The sequence below is a fragment of the Paenibacillus hubeiensis genome, assembly GCF_032334105.1.
Taxonomy (GTDB): Bacteria; Bacillota; Bacilli; order Paenibacillales; family Paenibacillaceae; genus Paenibacillus; species Paenibacillus hubeiensis.
Map to the genome: position 1 here is coordinate 29,465 of NZ_JAVYAE020000021.1, position 21,694 is coordinate 51,158.

Below are 21,694 nucleotides of genomic sequence, written 5' to 3' on the forward strand. Positions count from 1 at the left end.
CCTTTGTACTCTATGGATGGGCGTTGCTTGGCGATCAATACAGCGCGATTCCATCCTGAACCAGCGTATAGTCCGCATCCAGAATGCCAAAGTGATGCTCCCAATAGATCTCCGTATCGAACCTGACCGGCAAAAACAGTTCCAGAATCAGTTCCAGCTTCTCGCGCGCCTCGGTTCGTTCTTCCTGTCCGATATACAGGAGCAGTTCATCCTTTTCTTCGCAATTGGCATACAGCGTCGAGCGCGGAAACATCCGTACGAGCGTATCCCGAAGCAGGTGAACGGCCTCTCCGGTGTCGTACAACCGAAGCAAGTTGCAGGCAATGACTTCCTGCTGCTCCCGATCGAACAGTTCGAGTCTGCGGCGTATGCGTTCACCGTAAATTCCCGAGCGCATGTCCCTCAGAATGAAACGAATGTGATATTCACGTTTGTTCATTCCCTGCATGAGATCCATGTCTGCAAGGAAATGCATGACCAGATCGAACAAGGTTTCGCGCAGCTCCACGTACTCCTCGTTGTTGATATCGAAAAGATCCCTGAAAATATCGTAAAACCGGTAATACGGGTTCACTTCGACGATCTGTCCGACATCAGCAGCATTCAAGTCGACCTGGCTGAGTTCCATGTAAGGAGAGTACACTTTGGCCGGAATGAACGTGAGCTCCCGCAAGTCTGTCCCATTTTGCTTCGCTCGAATGATCAGATCCCAAATGTAGTTCATGGCTCGTCACACCCATTTCCCTTCGCATCGATATTCCGGGAAGGACAGCTGGATCTCCGATACCAGGAAGCTGAGCAGATCGTCCAAATAAACGTCCTGATCCTGCGGGGCAGCCCGTTTGGCGAACTTCATGATCATCCGGCGTTTGTCCGCCTCGACGCGAACGTGGTCACTCATGAACGAGTTCAGCGGATACGTAACGCCCGTCGGGATTCCCGGAGGAGCAATCTGCACGTCTTCCAGCTCCAAGCCTTCTGCAGCCTGAAACGCATGGATCATTCGCGCAATTTCCCCCTTGGAACGGACAGATCGACCTTCCTGCCGGGCGTACTTGCCTGCAAATCCTTCCCGCTTTGCATTGGAGAACAAGGGGTAATCCATTTTGCCAATGCGGGTAGCTACGGGAACGGTCACTTTCATGACCGTCCAGGAATCCGATTTCTCCAGCGGAGAGACGATCGTGATGTCCTCCTCCGACCGTTTGATGTATCGAATGTGCGCTTCTTCGCCATCGACCAGGTATCCATGCTCGGTCCCCGTCTTGCGAAGCGGCAGCACATGCTCATAATTGACGCGGTCCGCTGCGGGAACGGGAAACCCGCCGGTCTTCATGTCCAGCTTCTGAATGTTCCACAGCGGAACGAGGTTGGTCCGTTTATATCGTTCGAATTCTTCCAGATGCACCGTCAGTTCCTTGACCTGTTGTCCCGTATCCCACATCTCTCCATCTTCGGATGCAACGAGCACGCAGTCGACGAATTTGTAAGCATAAGGCGCATTCACCGTCTTCCAGGCAAGACTGTTTTTACGAAAAATCCGATACAGTTCCTCGATTTTGCTTACATATAACGTGCTTGGTTTCAACTTTACCTTGATCCCGTAACGGCCCTCGGCCGTAACGATCTCCCCGGTGAAAGTGCGCTGGCTGTTCAACAACTTCCCTAACTCATACTGGCTGCAATCCATGTAGAAGGTGAACAGCTTGAGTTCTTCCTTTTTCGCCAGAGCTGCGGCTGCGTCGCTCAAGTACACGGTCTGCGGCTCCGCATCCTCCGGCAGCATCGGATACAGGTATTCATGAATCGGGTCCAGATCTTCCCGGGAGCTCAGGGTGACAAAGACGTCATGGCGCTCCTCCTGATTCTCCACCTCGTCGAACACGCGCTGCTCAATCTGCCGGTTCAACTCTTCCTGGTATTCGACCAGGTTCAGGAACACGCCGGTCATCAGGTTTTTCAACACGCGGCGCTGCTCCAAGTCTTCCATCTTGTTCAGCCGGTCACGGATAATGTCCTTCATCCTGTCTCTCCCCTCCCGGGTTAATGATCGTATTGATTATTACTGCTCCTTGTTCGTGCTGACCGCTCCCGATCGGGCTTCCCCAACCTCTGATGGTAAATCGCTCTCGCCCTCATGATCAGAGGAGCCGGACGAGCTGGTGCCGGTTGCGCCTGTGCCCGCTGACTGGCCCGAACCCGCAGCGCCGCTTCCGTTCGAACTCGTCGTGCCTGAAGACGTCGCGGGCCCCGAAGAACCGGCCGGGCTGATGCCTGTTGGTTCCGCTGAGCCGGACAGATTGGACGACAGGCCCGCGGAATCCAGGCCAAGACCTGCATCCAGTCCGCCGTCCAGCAGCGGATCGGTGGCCGGAACCGGCGGGTTCAGCTTTTCATCGAGCTTGTTGATTTTGCGTTCCATCGCCAGCACACGCTCCAGCATGTCGATCTCCTGGTAAATGCCCTGTGCCTTTTCATAAGCTTCCAACGCACCGGCGTAATCCCCGGCTTCGTTGTACCTGTCACCCTTCTGCTCCAGCGTATCGGCCTGAAGCTGGCGCGATTGGCGCTTGATGTCGGCACGTTTCGTCTCCGCTTCCTCCAGCTTGGTCGCGATTTCCTTGAGCGCTTCCTTGTACGCCGTTTCCGTCGCGGCCGTACGCGCTCGTTTGTACATGGTGATCGCTCCGCTGTAATCCCCGTTCTGCATCTTGATATCGCCTTCGGTCACCCAGTCCTGCACCTGCTGGAAGGTCGTCATTTGCTCCAAACGTTCCTGAATCGATGCCCGGTCGAACATGCTGTACGGCTCGGATTGCTCCAATGCCTTCGTATAACTGGCTGTCGCCTTGGCAATATCGCCTTCTTTGAGATGGGCTTCGCCGTCAACGAGCGTCTGAGCCGCCGCCATCTTGGCCGTAAGCAGTTTTTTGTGGATCGGGTCCTTGATCTTGATCGAGTTGTTGCGGGCCAAGCTGTAATCCGATACAGCCTTGGCGTATTCCTGCTCCTTCACGAACTGGTCCGCACTCTGCTCGTATTCCAGCATCTCCGTCGCCCACTCCGCCTTGTTCGCCGCCGTTTTGATTTTGTAGAACAGTCCCGCTCCCCCGAAAATAAGCAGCATGACCAACATGATCGCAATGCGTTTGATCCACTTTTTGCGGTTTTTCGGTTCTTCGTGGAAAATTTTGTTCACGTAGATTGCGGCAGCCGTATAGTTCTCTACCCGGCTTCGCTGTTTGCTGAGCATGACCTCTTCCAGCGTATCCACCAAGGTGCGCGGATCGTTCGCCGCTTCCGCGGCATCGATCATTTCCGCGTCATGCACGCCTTCCCAGATGCCTGGCGTACAGAGCACCAATGCGTCCCCATCGGCCAGTTTGATTTTATCGGACACAAACGGCGTGATCTTGCCCGGCTTGCCCGCATATTCATTCAGGTTGCCGCGCTCGTCATGCTGATCGATCCGGTCCTCGGGGATCTGTCCGTCCGAAGCCAGCTGGGCCGCCATGCTGTGATCCCGGCTTTTCAGCACAAGCCGGTTCCCCCGCAGATGGTACAGGCGGCTGTGGCCCGCCGAACCCCAGACCATGCGGGTATAATCCGTCACAACGATGACGAAACCGGCTTTTAATCTGACCCGGCGGCTCTCGTGTTGAAGCCATCCATGCGCTATACTGATATACTCGGTCAGACGCCGTTTCGATAACGTCGGTTTGTCCATGAAAGACTCCAACAAGGCCTGTACCAGCATCTCGGCGCTGTTCACTTCGGCATCCGTATCCAGTCCGTCCGCGATGATATAGCAGGCGTAATCCTCAAGCTCCACGCAGCCATAGTAATCCCGGTTTTTCAGAAATGACCCTGCCTCCGAGACAAAGGCCATCTTGAAGTCGCTGTTCTCCTTTCTCATCTGTCTCCCCATTTCATGTGTCGGTGCCCCGCTGTCCCGAACGTTCTACCATCCCTGTTCCAGAATGATGATCGTGGCGTTATCCTGATGCACCAGTCGTTTTTCTTCGATCAAATCGATGATGTCCTGTGCCGTATCGTGCGGAGACTGGTCCCGGGCAAGCAGCGTTTCCAGCTCCATCTCGGTCAGCGTGTTGTACACGCCGTCGCTGCACAGGACGATCTTGTCCCCCGGCTGCAGCGCAAACGGCTCGTCCGCGATTTCCATCTGCCTGAAATGCTCGTAGCCCAAATAGTTGACCAGCCTTTTGCGCTGCGGATTGTCCAGGGCCTCCTGTTCCGTGATCTCGCCGGACATGTACTGCTCTTCCAGCTGACTCTCCAGCGTATGCTTGTGATTGATCGGAACGAGCTCGCCCTTGCGAAATACGGCAAGAATGCTGTCTCCGACCGCTCCCCAGTACAGGTTCCGGCCCCGAATCAGCGCGCTTACCAAGGTTGTTCCTCCCGGCACGCCCTGCTGTTTGCGCAGAATGGCTTGATTGGCCATGTGGGATGTGTTTTGATAAAACTCCTGCACGTCCGGGAAATGCTCCTGTTCCTCGAATTCGCGAATAAAGGTCTCTACGGCCGTCGTACTGGCCATCTTGCCCCCTGACAGACCGCTGATGCCGTCGGCGAGTACAGCCAGCAAACCAAACGGCATGGATGCGCTGGCAAAATAATCGTCCTGTTCGCTGCGTGCCCCGATGGTCTGACCGTTTCCAATCTGTGCTTCCAAAGGCACGTCGTCACGCTGCCGCACCGGATTTATTCGGCTTCGGACGAACAAGAGCAGCCCGACCAGCATGCAGCCGCACGCAAGTACCCAATACGGGGTCAGCTCCTTGTCATTCCACAGGATCATGAACGTACTCACTGCTGCTCCCACTCAAAGTGCACGCCGCACAATGGAATGAAGAGAAATTTGCTGCGTCCGAGCTGAATGACGTCATATGCGGCCAACTCTACCGGTGAATAAACGGCCTCGTTATTGTGGTAGGCAAGCCCAGAGGCATCGCCAGGCAGCAGATAAAAATTGCGCTTCTTCGGATCGTACACGATGACCGCATGATTGCGGCGGGAGATCGTATTGTCGCCCAGAATCCGTACATGCATCTCTTCGGAACGGCCAATGAAATTTTTCTCCGCCATAATGCGGTAATCCTGACCCATCTGCGCGCCTTCAATGCACACCAGCCAACCGGTTACCGGCTCAATGCCCGTGGTTTCGCCCAAATAAGGCATCGTTTTGTCGTCTTCCGCCGTGCGGGGCGCACGCGGTACGGCTGCCGCGGTTCCCCCGCTAGGCGCAGCTGGCGACTCCACCGTCAGATTGCAGTATGGGCACGTATTTCCATGCCTTCTCGTGCTGAACATATGTCCATTAGCGCATCTCGTCAGACTCATTTCGTTTCATTCCCCCGTAAGCTTGGTTATTGTCGCCCGCCAACTACTTGACTAAAATCCGCGTGTTGGCAATATAAATTAAGTCCCCGGCCTCGATCAGGCTGGGTTCCTCGATTTCCAATTTGTTCGCTCGGCTCTGATTGCCCTTGCGTATGCCGACGCCGCTGGTCGAATCGATATCCTCGATGTACCATTGGCCGGATGCCTTGTTCAGCACGGCATGCTGCGGGCTGATCAGGGAAGCATACGGCGTGTCGGACAGATCGATATCCGCTTCGATCGATTTGGTGCTTTTGCCGATCAGGACGCTCGTTTCGCCCTGGATATACCATTCCTTCACGCTGGTTCCATCGTCATCGAGAAGCACCAGCTTCACGATACGAGAAGACACCGCGGTTTTCTTCCTGACCCTGCTTCCTTGCGATGCAGGCAAATATTTGAGCAGCAAATACGCTCCTCCGGACAAAATGACGATAACACCTGTTACCCACTGGGCACCCATGTCCCGATTGATAAAAAATATGTAATATAACACGGTTAACGAAATTGCGGCGACGCAAGCATCCAGCGTCATCGTTAATACCGATCTTCCTCGTCTCACCTTTCAAACCCCCGCGTGCACCGGATGCGCCCATTCGCTGGATTTCCGGCCTACTTTTTTCGCACTCCGAAATAACGCTCAAACATGGCGGACATGTCCGTTGGATCTTTGGCCCCTGTTTTACTCCCGTTCGCGGCATCCTTGCCCTTGGAACGATAGCCGAAAAATTGCTCGAATTGTTGTTGCATCCGCGACAGGTCTCCCCAGAACTGACCAGGATCTTTCATGTCCTGATGGGTTCGGGCCGAGCTGCCCTGCCGTGCATCAGCTTGCGCTGACGAACGACCTTTGCCGCTACCCTGGGATCCAGGATCGGGCTGTCGGTCATACGCGGCTCTCAACTCCGGGTTCCCCAGCGTGCTGTAGGCTTCATGCACCAGCTTGAAGCGTTCCTCTGCATTCGGGTCGCCTTTGTTGACGTCAGGATGGTACTTTTTGGCCAGCCTTCGGTACGCTTTTTTGATTTCTTCCGCCGAAGCGCCTTTGTCCACCTCAAGCACCGCATAATAATTTTTCATCGTATTCGTTGCTCCCTCTCTGCGGTAAGAGTAAAATAAAGATTAAGGGGCACAAGTGCCCCTTAACCTGATGGTGCGTTCGGTGCCGGTGACGGCCGGCCCCGAACGGAAGCTCCCTCTTAAACCGGGAAGCCGCCTTCAATTTTGGTGAATTCAGTTTTGTCTTTCTTCTGTTTGATGAACAGGCTGAATTCACCAACCCCTTCGGTATCACCGAAACGTTCGTTGTAATCCACGACGAATGCGTTCGGGAAGTAGATTTTGCGTACCACTTGATCGGCTGCAATGACTTCCAGCGTCACTTTGCGGTAGCAATCCGCCTTCTCGGCAGGAACGAGGGACCACAGCGCAAGCTTCATCGTATCGTCGGCATTGTCGCCGTCCGTTGCGGTGATGATTTTGCCGCTGATGCGCAATGTTGCGCCCACATCCGTGGATCTTGCGTTGGAGTCATCCGGTGTATCCGTGTCGTAAGCGACCGTGCGGATGTTATCCATTCCCAGCTCGATTGTTTCTGCGCCTTCCACTTTCAATACAAAACCCATGAATTGTTACCTCCTTGGAATGATAAAATGTCTCCGGCCTTGGCCCGTTGAACGGAACCATTCCGGAATATATGTTATAAAGGTACGCCCTGAGGCGAGACCTCTAAAACCGAAATGAATGGGTGCCCACTACGCTCTCATGGCGCTGGTGCCTTTGGTAATCATGACTTCGAGGTTCTTCACGTTGCCGTTGAACACCAGGTCAATGTGGCACATGTTGCTCTTCTCGTCGATGATATAGCTCATGTCGTCGCCTTCCTGAATGATCGAATTGACCGATCCCCGGCTGCCAAGCCATTTGCTCTTCTGGCTGCTCGGATTGTTGCTGAAGAACTTGACGATGTTTTCATGCTTGAAATCACCGGTTTGGAAACGCAGCAGGCGTTCGATGTAGGTGCTGACCAGCGTTTTGTAGATCGAATCATAACCGTCCTCGGACATGGCCATGCTTCTGGCTTTGTACACCGTAATCCGTTTGATGTCGCTGTCCTGCAGCTGCGCGTTCTCTGAAGAGAAGATGAAGCCGAAGTTTTTCCGGTTGATGGCATCCTTGATCGTATTCGTGAACCCGGAAATTTCCTTCGTCATCGTGGTTACGACGCGCAAGCTGTTGTCGCCCGCCTCGATATCGAAGCGCACCCCCGGATAATCGCGATTGACGTTTTTGAACGCGGCCCGCAAATATTCCGGACACTGGTACGCGGCAACGATACCCGCAGCGACATAGGAAGCCCCCACATACACGCCTTCGATCCAAAGCTTCAAAATGTCTTCCTTCTCTTTGGACAGTTCCACGCCATGTTCGGTCTGGAGCATGCGGCTGTCGATAATGACGCCTGACTTCTCCTTCGGAATGATCGTGAAATTCGGTGCGCTCGGAATGGCGAATTCGCTGTATTCCTTTCGGGTCAACATGGCGCATTTGTCGACGTACTTGTCGATCCCGGCCGTCGCCATGCTGCTGAACGTGGAATCTTCCCCGGATTCGAAGCTGAAGAAGACCTGGATTTTGTAATCCTTGATGACGTTGAGCAGCATTGACAGCGATTCCATGCTGTTGCCGTCCTGTTTAACGACCTTGTCGTTACCCCGGAAGCGTTCGCGGCTTACTTTGACGTTGCCGGTATTTTCAAGCTCCACCGAAGGGACGATGCCGAACCAGATCGTGTCGGTGAAATCGTTTTTGGCATTGACCGTGTTCAGGTACGTTTCGAGCCGCGGAATATTGCTGCTTTTCACCAGCATGTCAAGCTTGGCATTGGTGATCAGCATGGACGGCTGCATGCCTTTGTTTTTGATCGCATATTGGTCAAAGTACATTTTGACGCCCAAAATTTTCTCGACGAGCGGTTTGACCGTTTTCACGAAATCATCCTTGGCCGTCTTGTAGAACTCCAGGTATGTATTGTAGTTCTGCACCTCAACGGCCGTATCCACTTCGCTCTGTACCGCCGGAAGCGGGCAGAATGTACGGACAACCAGATCCTGAACGTAAGGGGATGGCGATTCGGACAAGGAATCGTAATCATCCGCGAACACCTGTGTCAGATCCGTGCTGGAAGACTCATCGAGTAGCATCAACTCGTTGTTATCACTCTTCGGAGCTTCGATGATTTTCAATTCTCCGCTCTCGCCGATCGTCAGTTGACCAACTTGAATCGCTTCGGATGCCGTCTCTTCCTGGGCCCTGCCGAGCAGAAGCCGGGTTTTGATATCTTCGATCGCGAGCGGCAGCATCGCCATCACGTTGTTGTAGTTCCGGCTAGCTTCCTCGAACATGACGTTCAGCTTGTCCCCGACATCCAGCTTCTTCGGATCTCCGTCGTCCAGCTTCTCGTATTGCCCGTACATGTAATGGATTTCCTTCCGGACTTGCCGGATGTCGTCCATCACCTTTTTCGGCGAAATCATGTCGAGCAGGTTCTCGAACTTGAAGTCGACGTTGGTAATTCCCTGGCTGCGCTTGGTATCGATCAACGTAAACAGCATTCTCAGGAAATCATTGCTGTGATCGATCTTGATCTCCGAAACGGCCTCGTCCGGAATGTTTTCCGGCTTTTTAAGCGTATACATGACCTTCTGATTTACCGCATTGAAGAAGGAGTACACGCTGGGAGAGAACTTGTCGAGAAACTCGTCAAAGCTGCGAACCAGCAAATGCTCGTTGATTTCTTTGACCTTGTCGTCACTCAGACTGTCGATGCCTTTGACATCGCCCACGATCGTGATCAGGTCCAGCTTCTCCGGGTTGATCTCTTCGAAAAGCATCGTTCGGTTGGTTTGATTAATAATGTCCATTCAGTCAGCGCTTGCCCGGAAACATGGGCATTTGGAGCAAACGCTTACCTCCCTCCATCAATTTTTGACACTCCGCCCGCCTCCATCCGCCTTTGGTCATGAGCTTGCAGAATCATCAGGATTCGGCAGACATGCGACTGATAGATCGTGCCGTCAACATACACCCGGAACTTGCGAACCAGATTTATGCCGTTTATTTGGAGATTTATGGAATTCATCTTAATCATCAGCAATATGTTTTGTCAACATTCTCCTATATAGGACTAAAAGCTCAATTTTGCCTGTCGAATATTCCTAAAGGACTAATTTTTGTAATTTACTTCATTTCCTGACGGAGCGTGCCGATGATATAGAATATACTAGAATTTGGATGAGATACAATCTTTTTAAACGGATGGGGTTTACCCCCTATTCAAGATTTAAAATACTTGTAAACAAACCGATTCGCTTAGCTTTTATATACATAACGACATGTAACCCGGTTAAATCGAGCGCCAGCAAAGACTTAAAAAATACATAATTTATCACGTTATATAAACCGCAAAATACAAACACACGTTAACGGAGAGGCAGAACCAATCTGGAGAAGCAAAGCGTTCGCTAAAAGCTTTCTGAAAGAAAGCTGCATCGGAAGCATAGGCTTATCACCGGATTTTTCCCCTTAGAAAAGGGAAATCCCAAAAATCTGGGGATAACAGCGATCGGAAGATGGTACTGCACTCGCAGTGCCCTAGTGTGAATGATTAGTGCGGTCTATATAGCTTGAAACAATCATGTACTCGACCAGAAAGGAGCTTCAAATGCCTCTCATGAAACGAAAAACACTCAAACTATGGATGATGATCATGCTCTTCATCCCCCTGATTTTGCCTCCATTTCATTCGGATCGAGCTTCTGCCGCTTCGGCAGTCAAGACCCAGTCATATCAGGGCCTCGATGCCATGTTTGTGCTGGATGTCAGCTATTCCATGAATGAGACTGACAAGGATCGCATTGCCGAAGAAGTCATCCATATGTTTATGGACATGAGCAGCGGACCCAAGACAAGGCTGGGCTTTGTCGCTTATAACGACAGGATCACTTCCTCCATACCGTTAACGGATATCTCCTCTTCCGGAGCCCGGAACGCTCTTCGGGGCCGCATTGACGGTCTGAAACGTTCCGGTTATACGGATCTGGGACTCGGATTGCGACGCGGTGCAAGTCTCCTTGCCCAATCGGGCGATGATCAGCGCAAACCGTTCATGATTTTGCTTTCCGATGGCGAAACGGATTTGCGCGGGTCCACGAACCGAACGGTCTCCGATTCTTCCAAGGATGTGGACAACGTGATCGAAATGGCCCAAAAGGCCGGCTACCCGATATACACGGTCGGGCTGAACGGGGATGGCACGGTCGATCCGGCAGAGCTTGAACGCATCGCTTCCGAGACGGGCGGTTCATCATACATTACCGGCAGCGCGGACGATCTGCCCGAAATCTTCAACCGGATCTTCGCGGATCAGATTCAATCCGTTCTGGTATCGGTCGCTGCGGTTACCGCTACCGGGGCGATGCAGGAGGTCACGGTGGATATTCCGAATTCAAGCATGGCCGACGCCAATATCATCATGCTCTCTGACCATGCCGTTTCGGAGGCCCAGCTGTATTACCAGTCCAGCAACGTCAGCTTCATCCGATCGGACAAATACGCCCTGATGAAGATTATTCGGCCGGTCAAGGGACAGTTCAAACTGAAATTCAAGGGGCGCAGCGGCGATTTGGTTAAAATCAACTTGCTGGGCAACTATAACTTGTCCGCAGCGGCCACCATGGCAACGGAGAAGCCGGCGAAAGGCACAACGATCACATTTGAAGCGGCACTGCATGACCAGACTGCGGAATCCAAACCGATTGAAGATTTGAACGTGTACAAAGGGCTCAAAGCCGAACTGGTCATTACACCTTTGAAGGGAAACACGGAGCGCGTTCCTTTGAAAAATACCGGAAAAGGTTTTACAGGGGAGTATGTGTTTGCCCAATCGGGCTTGTATACATGGGGTGTGCGCATCGATGGACCTGATTTCTACAGGGAGATCACGCCAGTCAAGGTGGATATTACGAATCAGGCTCCTGCCGCAACGGGGAAAATCATGGACTTGTCGAAGGATGACGGCGACGCGCTCGTTGATCTGAATGCTTATTTTGAGGACGCCAATAAGGACCCTCTCACCTACCAGCTCGTTGAAGGCGACAACGGCAAGTTCGAGAAAGCTTCGATTAACGGAAATATATTGCAGTTGTCGTCCCTGCGAACGGGAAATTCCTCCATCCAGATCACGGCAACAGACCCCGAAGGAGCAAGCACCACGGCGGAGATTTCGCTTCAGGTTCATTCCTTTCGCGAGAAACTGATGCTGTATTCGGGGCTGGCTATCGTTGTTGCGGGCGGACTGTTCGCGCTGTATTGGTTCGTGCTGAAACCGAAGCCCGCGTTCCGCGGCAGATTGGAAGGATATTTTCTCGCAACGGCAAGCGGGGAGGACATTCCGGTTACCCATTGGCCGCTGACCTCGATTGACCGCCGCAAAGTGAATCTTGGGGAGTTGTTCGACCGGATGGACATCGGCATCAAGGTGCCGGAATCCGGACGAATCTGGCTGGAAGCAGGCAAAAAAGAAACGCTGCTGGTCAGACACGACACCAATTGTACCGTGGTTCGGGGCCGGACGCCAATTCAACGCAAACAAACCGCTGCACTGGAATACAATGATAAATTGTATATCACGTTTGAAGACGGCGTTACCGAAATCGAAATTAGGTACAAAGCAATCAAGCCGAGCACTAACATTTATGTAGGGCAATCCAGAGAACCGCATCAGAAGTCCGGAACATCGGCGATGTAAAAAAGAAAGCCGACTTCGCCTTGCGCGCAAGGCACTTCCATTGTTTTCAAGCAATGAAGAGTGCCTTGCCGCTATAAGGCGAAGCCGGCTTTTTGAGTTTTCGTTCACGCTGTTTCATGCTTGGAGCCGGTTCGGGCTTCGTACACTTGCGTATGCTCCTGATCCGACTCGGCCCATTCCACATTCCCAGGTTTGCGCACTTTCCACACCATGGCCTGAAGCTGAAGGGCACGTTTGATCCAGCTTAGGGAAGAGCAGCGTTTCTCGGAACGGACCGTCAACCCCCAGCGAATGACGGAAGAAAGCCATCGGGTTACATACTCGTTATAGGCACGAACCGCGAGCAGTTCATCCCGGAACAAACGCTGTTTTACATCCGTCGGCGGCTGGCCGCACGTCCAATAATACAACAAGGCTGCCAAACTATACAGATCCGAGGTCGGTCCTTGCACCGATTTCTCGGAATAAAACTCAAGCGGCGAATACCCTGCTGATGTAAAAATCGTTTGCTTCTGCCCGGCGTCCACCGGACAGCGCACGGCAGAGCCGAAATCGATCAGCTTTGGCGTGCCGTCTTCCAGCACCATAATGTTGGTCGGTTTGATATCCCGATGAAGGATGCCCTGCTTATGCACGTATTCGATCGTATCCACCAGCGGCAGCAGCGTCGTGCCGATAAAGTCGGCATCAAGCCGGTGGTTATGCTCCTTCAGGTAGTCATTCATCGGCACGCCGTCGCAATACTCCATGATCACATACCCTGTGTCATTGGCTTCAAAATGGTCCACATGCCGAACGATGTGTGGATGATCCAGTGCCGACAGCAGTTCACCTTCCAGCATAAACGCAGCGAGAAGCTCCCGATATTGCCCGCCATATCCCCGCGAAGCGCAATATGCGCTTTTGTGATCCGACTTGCGGCCCGCCAATCTTCGTGGAAAAAACTCTTTGACGACAACCTTGGCACCCGTGGACCGATCTCTTCCGGCATATACGATGGTCAGTTCGCTTCGGGCGATCACCCGTCTTACCTGATATGTATTGTTCAAAACGGTGTTGCGCTGCAGCGCGTCTTTTTCGTTGCCTTTTCGCATGACTTACCTCTTTTCAAGCTATTCCTGCACAACCGGTTTCATGTGCACCATTTGAAGCATCCACAGGGATCCAGCTGGAAACGTAATCCCATGGTTTACCCCAAACGATGCACTTTGAAACACGGTCCTGCTGTTCAAGGCTTAAATCCCGTCGTTTTAACACGGTTGAACTACCGAATGGCATCAGGTCACTTCGGTCCCAACACCCGTCCTTTAAATTTACTTTTACAGCTGGATGCTATGATCCATAGTTCTCCCGAAGAAACTGACCGATGTCCTTATTCATTTGCACCAGCGCTTCCTGGGATGGATAATGGCCCGTATCATACGTGATCGTCCGTACGTTCGGAATAATCTCCCGCGCACGTTCCACCAGTCTGTCTGCCGGGAAAAAGATGTCTCTTTCCCCTGCCAGCAGCAGAGTGGGCGCAGCATAATCCTTTAGTTCTTCCTTCTCCGTCAGCTTGGGCAGATCCTGCTCCAAACTGACGTGTTTGAATATTTTGCCGACGATATTTTTATCCGATTCTTTCATGCAGCCACAGGACACGTTATCCGCGATCTTTTGCAGTGAAGCGGCAGAAGAAGTCATTTTGTATTTGAAGAACGGAAGGATGACGTCTTGCGCCATTTTGATCTTTGAACCGGCAGCAATTCCCGCAGGCATGACCAACACAGAGCAGGCGATCCGGTCCGGAATGTACGTAGCCAGCCTCAGTACGATGCCGCCGCCAAAAGAAGCCCCGATAAACGCGCTTTTTGGGATCTCGTAATGGTCCAGCAGATCGGCAGCCCACATCGCAAAGCTGTCAAACCTCGCAGAGATTCGCGCTTCCTCACTGTAGCCTGGATGTCCGATCGTGTCTGGAGCAATAATCCGGTAATCGCCGAACAACGAAGAGAACCATGCCAACGTCATCGGATTCACGCAATTGCCGCCTTGCAAAATAAACAGCGGTTTGCCATCCTCCGGTCCAGTCAATAACACATGGGTTTTGCCGAAGCGCGTGTCCACGTACTCCCGCCGAATATCCCCGCCGAGCTGCCCCAAACAGGCCTCGTATTCCTCCAGAATGCTGCTCTTTCCTTCTTCACTTCTATAAATGGAACTCATGTCTGCCTCCTGCAATATAATGCCATTCTTCTTGACATAGAAAAAAGCCCGTCAGTGACAAGCTCCCTCGCATGTAACTATCATTTGGAACTGATTATAAATTGGAAACTGGAAAATGTAAATAACGATTATTGCAGACGTTGTTTTTACGTCATTATGGCCCCTTAATTTGCGATATGGACGGGATTTCACCCCTTTTTATAAGAAAAAAAGGCTTTGTTTTCGTTAAGCTCCTTTTCGCTGTTTCTTTTCCTCGCTTCCGGCATTATACTTATCGAGGTAAAAATAACCAAAATTAAATCCAAGGAGGAGTACTATGCGTAAAGGAAAATGGTTGTATTTCATGTTGATGGCAGGATTAGCTGCAGTCCTATCCTTAAGTGGGCCAGCATCTGCATCCGCCGGATCATCATTGCCCAAGCCCAATTGGGGAAAAACGTTAGCATCTGAAGCATACGGATTTCCCCAAGCACCTTATCACGTGCCAAATACCAATACGGTATACATTCATTCAACATCATCCGTCCAATCGGAAACCAAGATATGGGAAGTGGGGATCGTTTCAGCCGTCGATCGAACAACGGGAAAAGAAAAGTGGTCTTATCCTTTTTATAAAAAAGGGATGGCCTATCCTTGGAGTACCAAAATGGCTTATAGCGCTAAAGGCTCCGTATATGCCCTCGTAGAAGATGGCAGGGGTACAAAGCTATATTCGGTCAATTCGTCCGGTAAACTGAATTGGATGCTGCCTGTACCTGCAGCCAATGAACTTGTTGTGATGAACGATGGAACCATTATATTGATCAACCCCAGCAAACGGGATGCCAATGGAAAATTTGTCCCATGGGCCTACGCCTACGGCACAAACGGGAAAAAGCTGTCGGAGCGAGCTCTCGGGGATCAGTACAGCGTAGTGGACGGGACATATCTGGTTTCACAGGTTGGAGGTTTGGTTAAATCAAAGATTGACGTCTACGGCTCCAAATTGAACAAGCAGTTTACATATACACCACCTAGCAATGCGTATATTGATGTTGCGGGATTTTCCTGGGTTTATAATAGCAGCGATCTCCTTCTCCGCATGAACGTGCCTTCCAAGGGGAACCAGTTAATTGCTCTCAATGCTAAAGGAAAAACGTTATGGGTCCGCAGCATCGCCGGGAATGCCACGGTTCAGTCCGTAGGAAAGAACTACGTGGTGTATGAGAATGGAGAAATGAAGGTATACGGCGCCAAAGGATTGCTTCTTAAAAAATCCATGAAACTGACCGATCCGATGCAGGTCGTCCATAAAACGATCGACCATCAATTGTTAATCCACGAGAACGAGTACAAGAGTGTCTTGGACCCTGCCACGTTGAAAACGATCTATCATCTCCCTTATGACGAAGAAACATCAAAGTATTACTATGCGGGGAATGGTTACTTGTATGAGGTAAAAGATTTCTTTAAGTTGTCCCAGTATACATTGCCAGCTGTACGATAGGTTTATAAAAACAGCAGCCGTTTCTGCAACGGACTGCTGTTTTTTGGTTTGATCGTTCCTTTTGGAAAATGGAGCATGCCGGCCTTATTTACGTCCGTAATCCGCCTTGATTTCGCCCCATTCCTTCGTTTGCCATTTCAATACCTTGTTGGGGTACGTATTCGTCTGCAGCCACCGCTCCGCACGGTCGATCATCAGCCAGATTTCTTCCGTTGAAGCATCGCGCGGCAACGTCGTGGATACCTTTTTCTGCTTCAGCCATTTCATGGCATTGACGGAATCAGAGTATACCGTCTTGCTGCTTCCTCTTTGTTTGAGGTACGCCAAGGCATGCACGATGGCCAAAAATTCTCCCAGATTGTTCGTTCCCTTGTTAATCGGGCCCACCGAGAACAGAATCTCTCCCGTCTTGGTATCCACGCCCTTGTATTCCACCGGCCCCGGGTTGCCGCGGGTACCCACATCCACCGAGATGCTGTCGTAATCGACGGTTTCTGACGTTTCCATCCCTGCACTCCGTCCGGCACTGCCCGAGCGGGCTTTGGACGAAGCGCCCGAACCGGCAGCGCCGGAGCCCCAATTGCCTTTCCAGCCTGCATGGTAAGCCTGCTCTGCCGCTGCTTTGGATTCGTATGACTTGTATTTTGCACCTGCATATTGATCGGTCTGAGCCTTGCATTCGGCCCAAGTGCTATATACGCCGGGTTTCTTGCCTTCCCAAACGACATAATATTTCTGCTTTGCCATATCCCTTTACCGCTCCTCGGTTTACTGCATTCAATACATTCAATAACCTATTGTAAACGATCGGAAGGACGGAATGAAAGCCGTTGTTTCATCTTTTTCCTATGTATGACGGTTATCTTCATCCCTTTAATATTTCCGAGGCAACGACCAAAAGCTTATTTTCATTATGTTTGATCTGGCATTCCAAGCTTTCCAGGCAGCTCTGGATTTGTTGGTCGGATAGCCTGTCCTTGATTTGCTCCAACAACATCAATGCCTGTGCGCTTACTTCCAGAGCGGGATCACCGATATATGGAATGATGTATTCTATATGTAAAATATAATCCTGTTGATCAAGTGAGGATAATGCAATAGCGATTTCGTTTCGCAATCTGTCGTTTTCCGTTGTTTTCAGCAGTTCAAATAGTACATTTAATGGAGAAATGTCCTTGTTCTGGGCCATTTCCGTTACTTGTTGAATCACGTCTTCAGAATCTTTCCCGGAAAGAAGTTCTTGGATCATGTTCGAATACATCGTATCTATCTTGCATCACTCCTCATTGGTTGGAAAGGCTACCTTATATTAATATCGGTCATTCTCGCATCCTGGAATCTAGGATAATGGTCCTTTTTATCACTTGGGACTTTTTTCCTCGCCCCCTTCCTTTCGGGGATAGAACTGCATAATTCACCCATACCGCGAGAAGACTAAAAAAAAGAACAGGACCGTACAGAAAGGAAGGCTGCTCATGGACTGGATATGGAAATCCATCTTGCTTGCGCTGACGGGCATCATTCTGCTGCGGATTGCGGGACGCAAATCCATCTCGCAAATGAGCGTCGCCACGACGGTCATCATGATCTCGATCGGAACCACGATCGTACAGCCCATTGCGAATCACGAACTCGGCAAAGCGATTGGATCAGCGGCGGTTTTTATTGCGATTTTGCTCGTGGTCGAGCAGCTTCAGCTGAAATTCAATATTTTCGAGCGGCTCATGAGTGGAAGTTCCAAAATGGTGGTAGAAGACGGAAAGGTGATTATCCCCAACCTGAAACGCATGCGTTACACCGTGGACCATTTAGAGATGCAACTGCGGCAAAATGGCATTTCGAGCATCAGTGATCTGGAATCGGCTACAGTCGAGCCCAATGGTCAATTGGGCTACGTATTGAAACGCCATGCTCGTCCCGTAACGATCGGGGAACTGGAAGAACTGCTGAACGGCAAAATGCTCCTGGATGCCCAGCATGCTGGAGTCAAGGCAGCGGACAACGAAGCATCCAGCGATGTGCAGCCGAAACACCCCCTCGGTCCTTTGCCCGAAAACGGTAACTCCACGGATATTTTCGAGGAAGTCGGCACGGGCGGTCACACCATACCGATCGATCCCAAACTGCAATAATCGTTATGATGAACAGATCGCCTGCGGCGGCTCCCAAATAAAAAACTGACGCCGGTGGTTACCGACGTCAGTTCTTAGTTAGGGACATTATCTTAATGTTTTTAAAGCGCCGCTCCAAGCATTCACTTGGTCCAGCATGGCATTCACATTATCAAGGTGCAGCGCCTGCGGTTTGAAGGCTCCGTTCTCGAAATCCGTGAACAAAGACAGTGTCGGGTGTACCCGCACGTCGGCGATCAACAGTTCGCCCATAATGCCGCGAAGATGTTCAGCCGCACGCGCACCGCCCGTCGAACCGTAACTTACGATCCCCGCCGCTTTGTTGTTCCATGCTTCGCGCGCGAAATCCAGGGCGTTTTTCAATGCACCGGTAATGCTGTGGTTATACTCTTGCACGATGAACACAAATCCATCCAGCTCGTTGAGCTTTTGGTTCCACGCTGCGATGCCCGGTTCTGAACCGTCGGTTGTGCCAAGGAATGGCAATTGGTAATCCGAGATATCCACGATTTCATAATTGGCATCTCCGCGTTTGTCTGCAATTTCTTTGACCCATGCCCCTACCTGCGGGCTTACGCGGCCTTCGCGAGTGCTTCCCAAAATGATTCCGATGTTCAATGTAGTCATGGTTACTTCCTCCTCGGACGTTTGTCCAAATATTTTTTTCAAGAAACCCATCTTTCATCCATCCAATCCATATTACGGGTATTTTATTGTTGACCTGCAAATCAATGCGGCTTTGTTCATCCTGCTGACTTCCTTCATTGAACACTACATGAAAAGGCAATTCTCCTTACGGATCGTGTCCTCTTAATGTCGTGTGCTCAATTTAAGTTACTTTATGTAAGTGATTATAATTTCTTCACTGAGTATTGTCAAGTAAGTTGGTGAAATATTTTTAAGCGAGTATAGACGACATATATTATGCGTACAAAAACAAAAAAAGACCACTTCTAGCCATCTTAATGGCTTGGAAATGATCCATGCTATTCCACGCTGCTTATAGCCCCCCCCCTCCGAAACCTCACGGGCTACGGACCTAATTGTAAATGGTAAGCTTCTCTTCGGCTGCCGTTCTTGGACGCGGCTTGGGTACAACCTCCGGATAACCGATATGCAGCACGCCGACGACCCGTTCTCCGGGCTGAACGCCCGCCATCTCGCGGAACGAAGGCGCGAACTGATAAGCATTCGTTTTCCATACGACGCCAAGCCCCTGTTCCCACGCAGCCAACTGAAAGCATTGCACCCAGCTGCACACTGCGCCGAAGTCTTCGATCCATTGTTTCGGACGCGAGTCCTCTTTCATCACAACCACCAGGTGAACGGGAATCGTCATGTACTCGGCTCTTCGCGACTCTTCCACCCTTCTGCGGTCGTCCGCGGATAATGCATCCAGCACGGCTTCCGTGAAAATATGGCGGGAATCGCCCGAAAACTGAATATATCGCCAGGGTTCGCGCAATCCATGCGTAGGTGCCCAATTGGCCGTATCGAGCAAGGAAAGCAGCATGTCCTGGGATACGGTATCACTTTTGAACTGCCGGATTGACCGGCGTTCTTTGATGGCTTTGGCAACAGGTGTATGCTCCACCGTGTATTTCACGCTATCCCTCTCTTTCCGGACTCCCTCTTTATCGTGTATTAGCGCGCGTTAAGATACGCAATACCAAGCCCGCCCGTAACCGGGTTTTGATAGATTTCGCAGTCGACGTCGAACACTTCGCCAATCATTTCGGGGGTGAGAATATCTGCCGGCTTCCCATGCACCACGATCTGCCCCTTCTTCACTACGTAGAGGTAGTCGCAGTATTCTGCCGCCAGTTCAAGGTCATGCAGCGCAGCCAAAATGCCGATGCCCAGTTCGCGGACCGTGTTCAGGATCTGCAGCTGGTATTTGATGTCCAGATGGTTCGTCGGTTCGTCCAAAATAAGAAATTCGGGCTGCTGCGCCAGTACGCGGGCAAGCACCACGCGCTGCTTCTCTCCACCGGACAAGGAAATGTAATTGCGATCCGCATGTCCGGTCAAATTCACCTTGGCTAGGGCCTGCTCCACAATTTCGTAATCCTGATCATTGTCGGTTTCAAGCAACCGTTTATGCGGGGTTCGCCCCATCATGACCATTTCGCGCACCGTAAAATCAAAGCTCAGCTCATTGAACTGGCCTACCACGCCCATATGTCGGGATACGGCCTTTGGGCTTGATTTCAGAATGTCCATGTCGTCCAGAAAAACGCTGCCCTGCTGCGGCTTGATCACCTTGTATATACTCTTGAGCAAGGTGGACTTTCCGCAGCCGTTCGGGCCGATCAGGCCGACGAATTGTTTGCCGTTGACCTGCAGCGAAATGTTGCGAATGATGTCGGTGTTCAGCACCGAGATGGATACATTTTCAACGTTCAGTTTCATTTTACTTTCCTCCAAAGCCGTATCCTTTTTTGACCAGCATATACATAAACATCGGCGCACCGATCATGGCCGTGATGATTCCGATCGGCAGCTCCACGCTGGAAATCAGCGAGCGCGCAATGACGTCCGTCCAGATCAGGAAGAGCGACCCGAACAGGATCGATACCGGCATGACTTTCCGGTGATCCGAACCGACGAGGCCCCTCACGATATGCGGAATGATCAATCCGACAAAACCGATCATGCCGCAGCTTGCCACCATAACTCCTGTCACCAGGGCGGTCAGCAGCATATAGATCCGGCGGAATACGCTAAGGTTGATGCCCAGCGTCACGGCTGCTTCATCGCCAAGCAGCATGGTGTTAAGCACGCGGGACTGCAGCAGGAAGAACAGAATGCCTGCCAGCACAACGGTTGCAATCAACGGCAGTTTGTTCCAGCCGGAAGCGGCAAGGCTGCCCATCGTCCAGAAGGTGACCGTTTTGATGCCCTCGGCATTGTTGGCAAAATAAATAATAAAGTTGGAAAAGGCGGTACAAAGCGCGTTAATGACCATCCCGGCAAGCACCAGCTTGACCGATGTCATTTTGCCCCGGATGCCCGCAAGAGCGAGAACCAATAGCGAGGCCCCCATAGCACCGGCAAAGGCCCAAAAAGCTACACCCGTCTGACCCAGCCAACCTGCCGCGCCAAAACCGATCAGAATCGCAAAGGTCGCTCCCAAGGAAGCACCGGAGGAGATGCCCAAAATATACGGGTCGGCAAGCGGATTCTGCACGGCAGCCTGCATTACCGTACCGCACAGCGCAAGACCGGCACCGATGAACATTGCCATCAGCACGCGCGGGAAACGGATCTGCCAAATAATATCGGTAAATGATCCCGCTTCAACAGGCGTCGCTCCCCACTGGAATCCCGTCAATTTGTACCATAAAATTCGGTAAGACTCGGTTAATGGAATACCCACCTGACCAATGGACACTGCAATGCCTACCGAAATGAGCGTCAAAACCAGCAATGCTGCAATCAGTAGAGCAAAGCCTGCCCGACTGTGGATCAAAGACTTTCTTTTCCCCGCTTGCGGTGCATGAACCTGAACTGTCTGTCCCATCTTTTCCCCCATCATTCCGTTAGATATGAATACATTTGACTTCCAAAATCAATAACGCTGCATTTTCCTCTTTACAACGCATTTTCTCGGATTATAATTGAGAATGATTATCTTTGTCAATTCAAAAAAAAGAA

The 21,694-nt window shown here is 51.4% G+C and carries 20 protein-coding genes; 3 read left to right on the top strand and 17 right to left on the bottom strand.

What is annotated here, in order from left to right; translation table 11 throughout:
• Window positions 1–34: 34 nt before the first annotated feature.
• The 9 genes from RSX24_RS29845 to RSX24_RS29885 form a co-directional block, all read right to left on the bottom strand.
• Window positions 35–724: an iron-dependent peroxidase gene (locus RSX24_RS29845; RefSeq protein ID WP_343262667.1), complete on the bottom strand. Its 690-nt coding sequence runs from the start codon at window positions 722–724 to the stop codon at window positions 35–37.
• 6 nt (window positions 725–730) lie between these two features.
• The gene (locus RSX24_RS29850) at window positions 731–2,023 is read right to left on the bottom strand and encodes a normocyte-binding protein (protein WP_343262668.1); all 1,293 of its coding nucleotides are present in this window, start codon (window positions 2,021–2,023) and stop codon (window positions 731–733) included.
• Between the two features lie 39 nt (window positions 2,024–2,062).
• Complete coding sequence (locus RSX24_RS29855) at window positions 2,063–3,916, bottom strand: serine/threonine protein phosphatase (RefSeq protein ID WP_343262669.1); 1,854 nt, start codon at window positions 3,914–3,916, stop codon at window positions 2,063–2,065.
• Between the two features lie 45 nt (window positions 3,917–3,961).
• Complete coding sequence (locus RSX24_RS29860) at window positions 3,962–4,834, bottom strand: PP2C family protein-serine/threonine phosphatase (RefSeq protein ID WP_343262670.1); 873 nt, start codon at window positions 4,832–4,834, stop codon at window positions 3,962–3,964.
• On the bottom strand, window positions 4,831–5,364 hold the full coding sequence (locus RSX24_RS29865; protein WP_236421106.1) for an FHA domain-containing protein: 534 nt from the start codon (window positions 5,362–5,364) through the stop codon (window positions 4,831–4,833). Before RSX24_RS29865 ends, RSX24_RS29860 begins: the two co-directional genes overlap by 4 nt.
• A 43-nt stretch (window positions 5,365–5,407) precedes the next feature.
• Window positions 5,408–5,965 carry an FHA domain-containing protein gene (locus RSX24_RS29870; protein WP_236421107.1) on the bottom strand — a complete coding sequence of 186 codons (558 nt, stop codon included), beginning with the start codon at window positions 5,963–5,965 and terminating at the stop codon, window positions 5,408–5,410.
• 50 nt (window positions 5,966–6,015) lie between these two features.
• Entirely contained in the window at window positions 6,016–6,483 is a 468-nt protein-coding gene (locus RSX24_RS29875; protein WP_343262671.1) for a DnaJ domain-containing protein, read from the bottom strand.
• Window positions 6,484–6,602: 119 nt separating this feature from the next.
• A complete protein-coding gene (locus tag RSX24_RS29880) occupies window positions 6,603–7,028 on the bottom strand; it encodes a membrane-associated protease 1 (RefSeq protein ID WP_236421108.1) in 426 nt (141 codons plus the stop codon).
• 129 nt (window positions 7,029–7,157) lie between these two features.
• A complete protein-coding gene (locus RSX24_RS29885; RefSeq protein WP_343262672.1) occupies window positions 7,158–9,326 on the bottom strand; it encodes a transcriptional regulator in 2,169 nt (722 codons plus the stop codon).
• 809 nt (window positions 9,327–10,135) lie between these two features.
• Here RSX24_RS29885 and RSX24_RS29890 point away from each other — a divergent pair.
• Window positions 10,136–12,211, top strand: a complete 2,076-nt coding sequence (locus RSX24_RS29890; protein WP_343262673.1) for a vWA domain-containing protein — start codon at window positions 10,136–10,138, stop codon at window positions 12,209–12,211.
• A 104-nt stretch (window positions 12,212–12,315) separates the two neighbouring features.
• Here the strand turns inward: RSX24_RS29890 and RSX24_RS29895 are convergent, their stop codons facing one another.
• Both RSX24_RS29895 and RSX24_RS29900 read right to left on the bottom strand, forming a co-directional pair.
• Window positions 12,316–13,305, bottom strand: coding sequence for a serine/threonine protein kinase (locus tag RSX24_RS29895; RefSeq protein ID WP_236421111.1), 990 nt, complete (start codon window positions 13,303–13,305; stop codon window positions 12,316–12,318).
• Window positions 13,306–13,543: 238 nt separating this feature from the next.
• Window positions 13,544–14,419 carry an alpha/beta fold hydrolase gene (locus tag RSX24_RS29900; RefSeq protein WP_236421112.1) on the bottom strand — a complete coding sequence of 292 codons (876 nt, stop codon included), beginning with the start codon at window positions 14,417–14,419 and terminating at the stop codon, window positions 13,544–13,546.
• Window positions 14,420–14,900: 481 nt separating this feature from the next.
• Between RSX24_RS29900 and RSX24_RS29905 the strand changes: the two genes are divergently transcribed.
• Window positions 14,901–15,905 carry an outer membrane protein assembly factor BamB family protein gene (locus tag RSX24_RS29905; RefSeq protein ID WP_343262687.1) on the top strand — a complete coding sequence of 335 codons (1,005 nt, stop codon included), beginning with the start codon at window positions 14,901–14,903 and terminating at the stop codon, window positions 15,903–15,905.
• A gap of 84 nt (window positions 15,906–15,989) precedes the next feature.
• On the opposite strand, the gene rnhA is transcribed toward RSX24_RS29905, so the two are convergent.
• Together rnhA and RSX24_RS29915 are read right to left on the bottom strand one after the other, a co-directional pair.
• A complete protein-coding gene (gene rnhA, locus RSX24_RS29910; RefSeq protein ID WP_339273934.1) occupies window positions 15,990–16,652 on the bottom strand; it encodes a ribonuclease H in 663 nt (220 codons plus the stop codon).
• A 118-nt stretch (window positions 16,653–16,770) separates the two neighbouring features.
• Entirely contained in the window at window positions 16,771–17,154 is a 384-nt protein-coding gene (locus RSX24_RS29915) for a hypothetical protein (protein ID WP_236421115.1), read from the bottom strand.
• Window positions 17,155–17,380: 226 nt separating this feature from the next.
• Between RSX24_RS29915 and RSX24_RS29920 the strand changes: the two genes are divergently transcribed.
• Window positions 17,381–18,037, top strand: a complete 657-nt coding sequence (locus RSX24_RS29920) for a DUF421 domain-containing protein (RefSeq protein WP_343262674.1) — start codon at window positions 17,381–17,383, stop codon at window positions 18,035–18,037.
• Between the two features lie 87 nt (window positions 18,038–18,124).
• Here the strand turns inward: RSX24_RS29920 and RSX24_RS29925 are convergent, their stop codons facing one another.
• The 4 genes from RSX24_RS29925 to RSX24_RS29940 all read right to left on the bottom strand — a co-directional run bounded on the left by RSX24_RS29925 (window position 18,125) and on the right by RSX24_RS29940 (window position 21,560).
• Complete coding sequence (locus tag RSX24_RS29925; protein WP_236421117.1) at window positions 18,125–18,715, bottom strand: NADPH-dependent FMN reductase; 591 nt, start codon at window positions 18,713–18,715, stop codon at window positions 18,125–18,127.
• 361 nt (window positions 18,716–19,076) lie between these two features.
• On the bottom strand, window positions 19,077–19,643 hold the full coding sequence (locus tag RSX24_RS29930; RefSeq protein ID WP_343262675.1) for a nitroreductase family protein: 567 nt from the start codon (window positions 19,641–19,643) through the stop codon (window positions 19,077–19,079).
• Between the two features lie 38 nt (window positions 19,644–19,681).
• On the bottom strand, window positions 19,682–20,449 hold the full coding sequence (locus RSX24_RS29935) for an ABC transporter ATP-binding protein (RefSeq protein ID WP_343262676.1): 768 nt from the start codon (window positions 20,447–20,449) through the stop codon (window positions 19,682–19,684).
• A 1-nt stretch (window position 20,450) separates the two neighbouring features.
• On the bottom strand, window positions 20,451–21,560 hold the full coding sequence (locus tag RSX24_RS29940) for a FecCD family ABC transporter permease (RefSeq protein ID WP_339273939.1): 1,110 nt from the start codon (window positions 21,558–21,560) through the stop codon (window positions 20,451–20,453).
• Between the last annotated feature and the right edge of the window lie 134 nt (window positions 21,561–21,694).

Coding starts and splice junctions, on each gene's coding strand:
- RSX24_RS29845 (WP_343262667.1), bottom strand. CDS start 724: ATGAACTACATTTGGGATCTGATCATTCGAGCGAAGCAAAATGGGACA.
- RSX24_RS29850 (WP_343262668.1), bottom strand. CDS start 2,023: ATGAAGGACATTATCCGTGACCGGCTGAACAAGATGGAAGACTTGGAG.
- RSX24_RS29855 (WP_343262669.1), bottom strand. CDS start 3,916: ATGAGAAAGGAGAACAGCGACTTCAAGATGGCCTTTGTCTCGGAGGCA.
- RSX24_RS29865 (WP_236421106.1), bottom strand. CDS start 5,364: ATGAGTCTGACGAGATGCGCTAATGGACATATGTTCAGCACGAGAAGG.
- RSX24_RS29875 (WP_343262671.1), bottom strand. CDS start 6,483: ATGAAAAATTATTATGCGGTGCTTGAGGTGGACAAAGGCGCTTCGGCG.
- RSX24_RS29880 (WP_236421108.1), bottom strand. CDS start 7,028: ATGGGTTTTGTATTGAAAGTGGAAGGCGCAGAAACAATCGAGCTGGGA.
- RSX24_RS29885 (WP_343262672.1), bottom strand. CDS start 9,326: ATGGACATTATTAATCAAACCAACCGAACGATGCTTTTCGAAGAGATC.
- RSX24_RS29890 (WP_343262673.1), top strand. CDS start 10,136: ATGAAACGAAAAACACTCAAACTATGGATGATGATCATGCTCTTCATC.
- RSX24_RS29895 (WP_236421111.1), bottom strand. CDS start 13,305: ATGCGAAAAGGCAACGAAAAAGACGCGCTGCAGCGCAACACCGTTTTG.
- RSX24_RS29900 (WP_236421112.1), bottom strand. CDS start 14,419: ATGAGTTCCATTTATAGAAGTGAAGAAGGAAAGAGCAGCATTCTGGAG.
- rnhA (WP_339273934.1), bottom strand. CDS start 16,652: ATGGCAAAGCAGAAATATTATGTCGTTTGGGAAGGCAAGAAACCCGGC.
- RSX24_RS29915 (WP_236421115.1), bottom strand. CDS start 17,154: ATGATCCAAGAACTTCTTTCCGGGAAAGATTCTGAAGACGTGATTCAA.
- RSX24_RS29920 (WP_343262674.1), top strand. CDS start 17,381: ATGGACTGGATATGGAAATCCATCTTGCTTGCGCTGACGGGCATCATT.
- RSX24_RS29925 (WP_236421117.1), bottom strand. CDS start 18,715: ATGGGTTTCTTGAAAAAAATATTTGGACAAACGTCCGAGGAGGAAGTA.
- RSX24_RS29935 (WP_343262676.1), bottom strand. CDS start 20,449: ATGAAACTGAACGTTGAAAATGTATCCATCTCGGTGCTGAACACCGAC.
- RSX24_RS29940 (WP_339273939.1), bottom strand. CDS start 21,560: ATGGGACAGACAGTTCAGGTTCATGCACCGCAAGCGGGGAAAAGAAAG.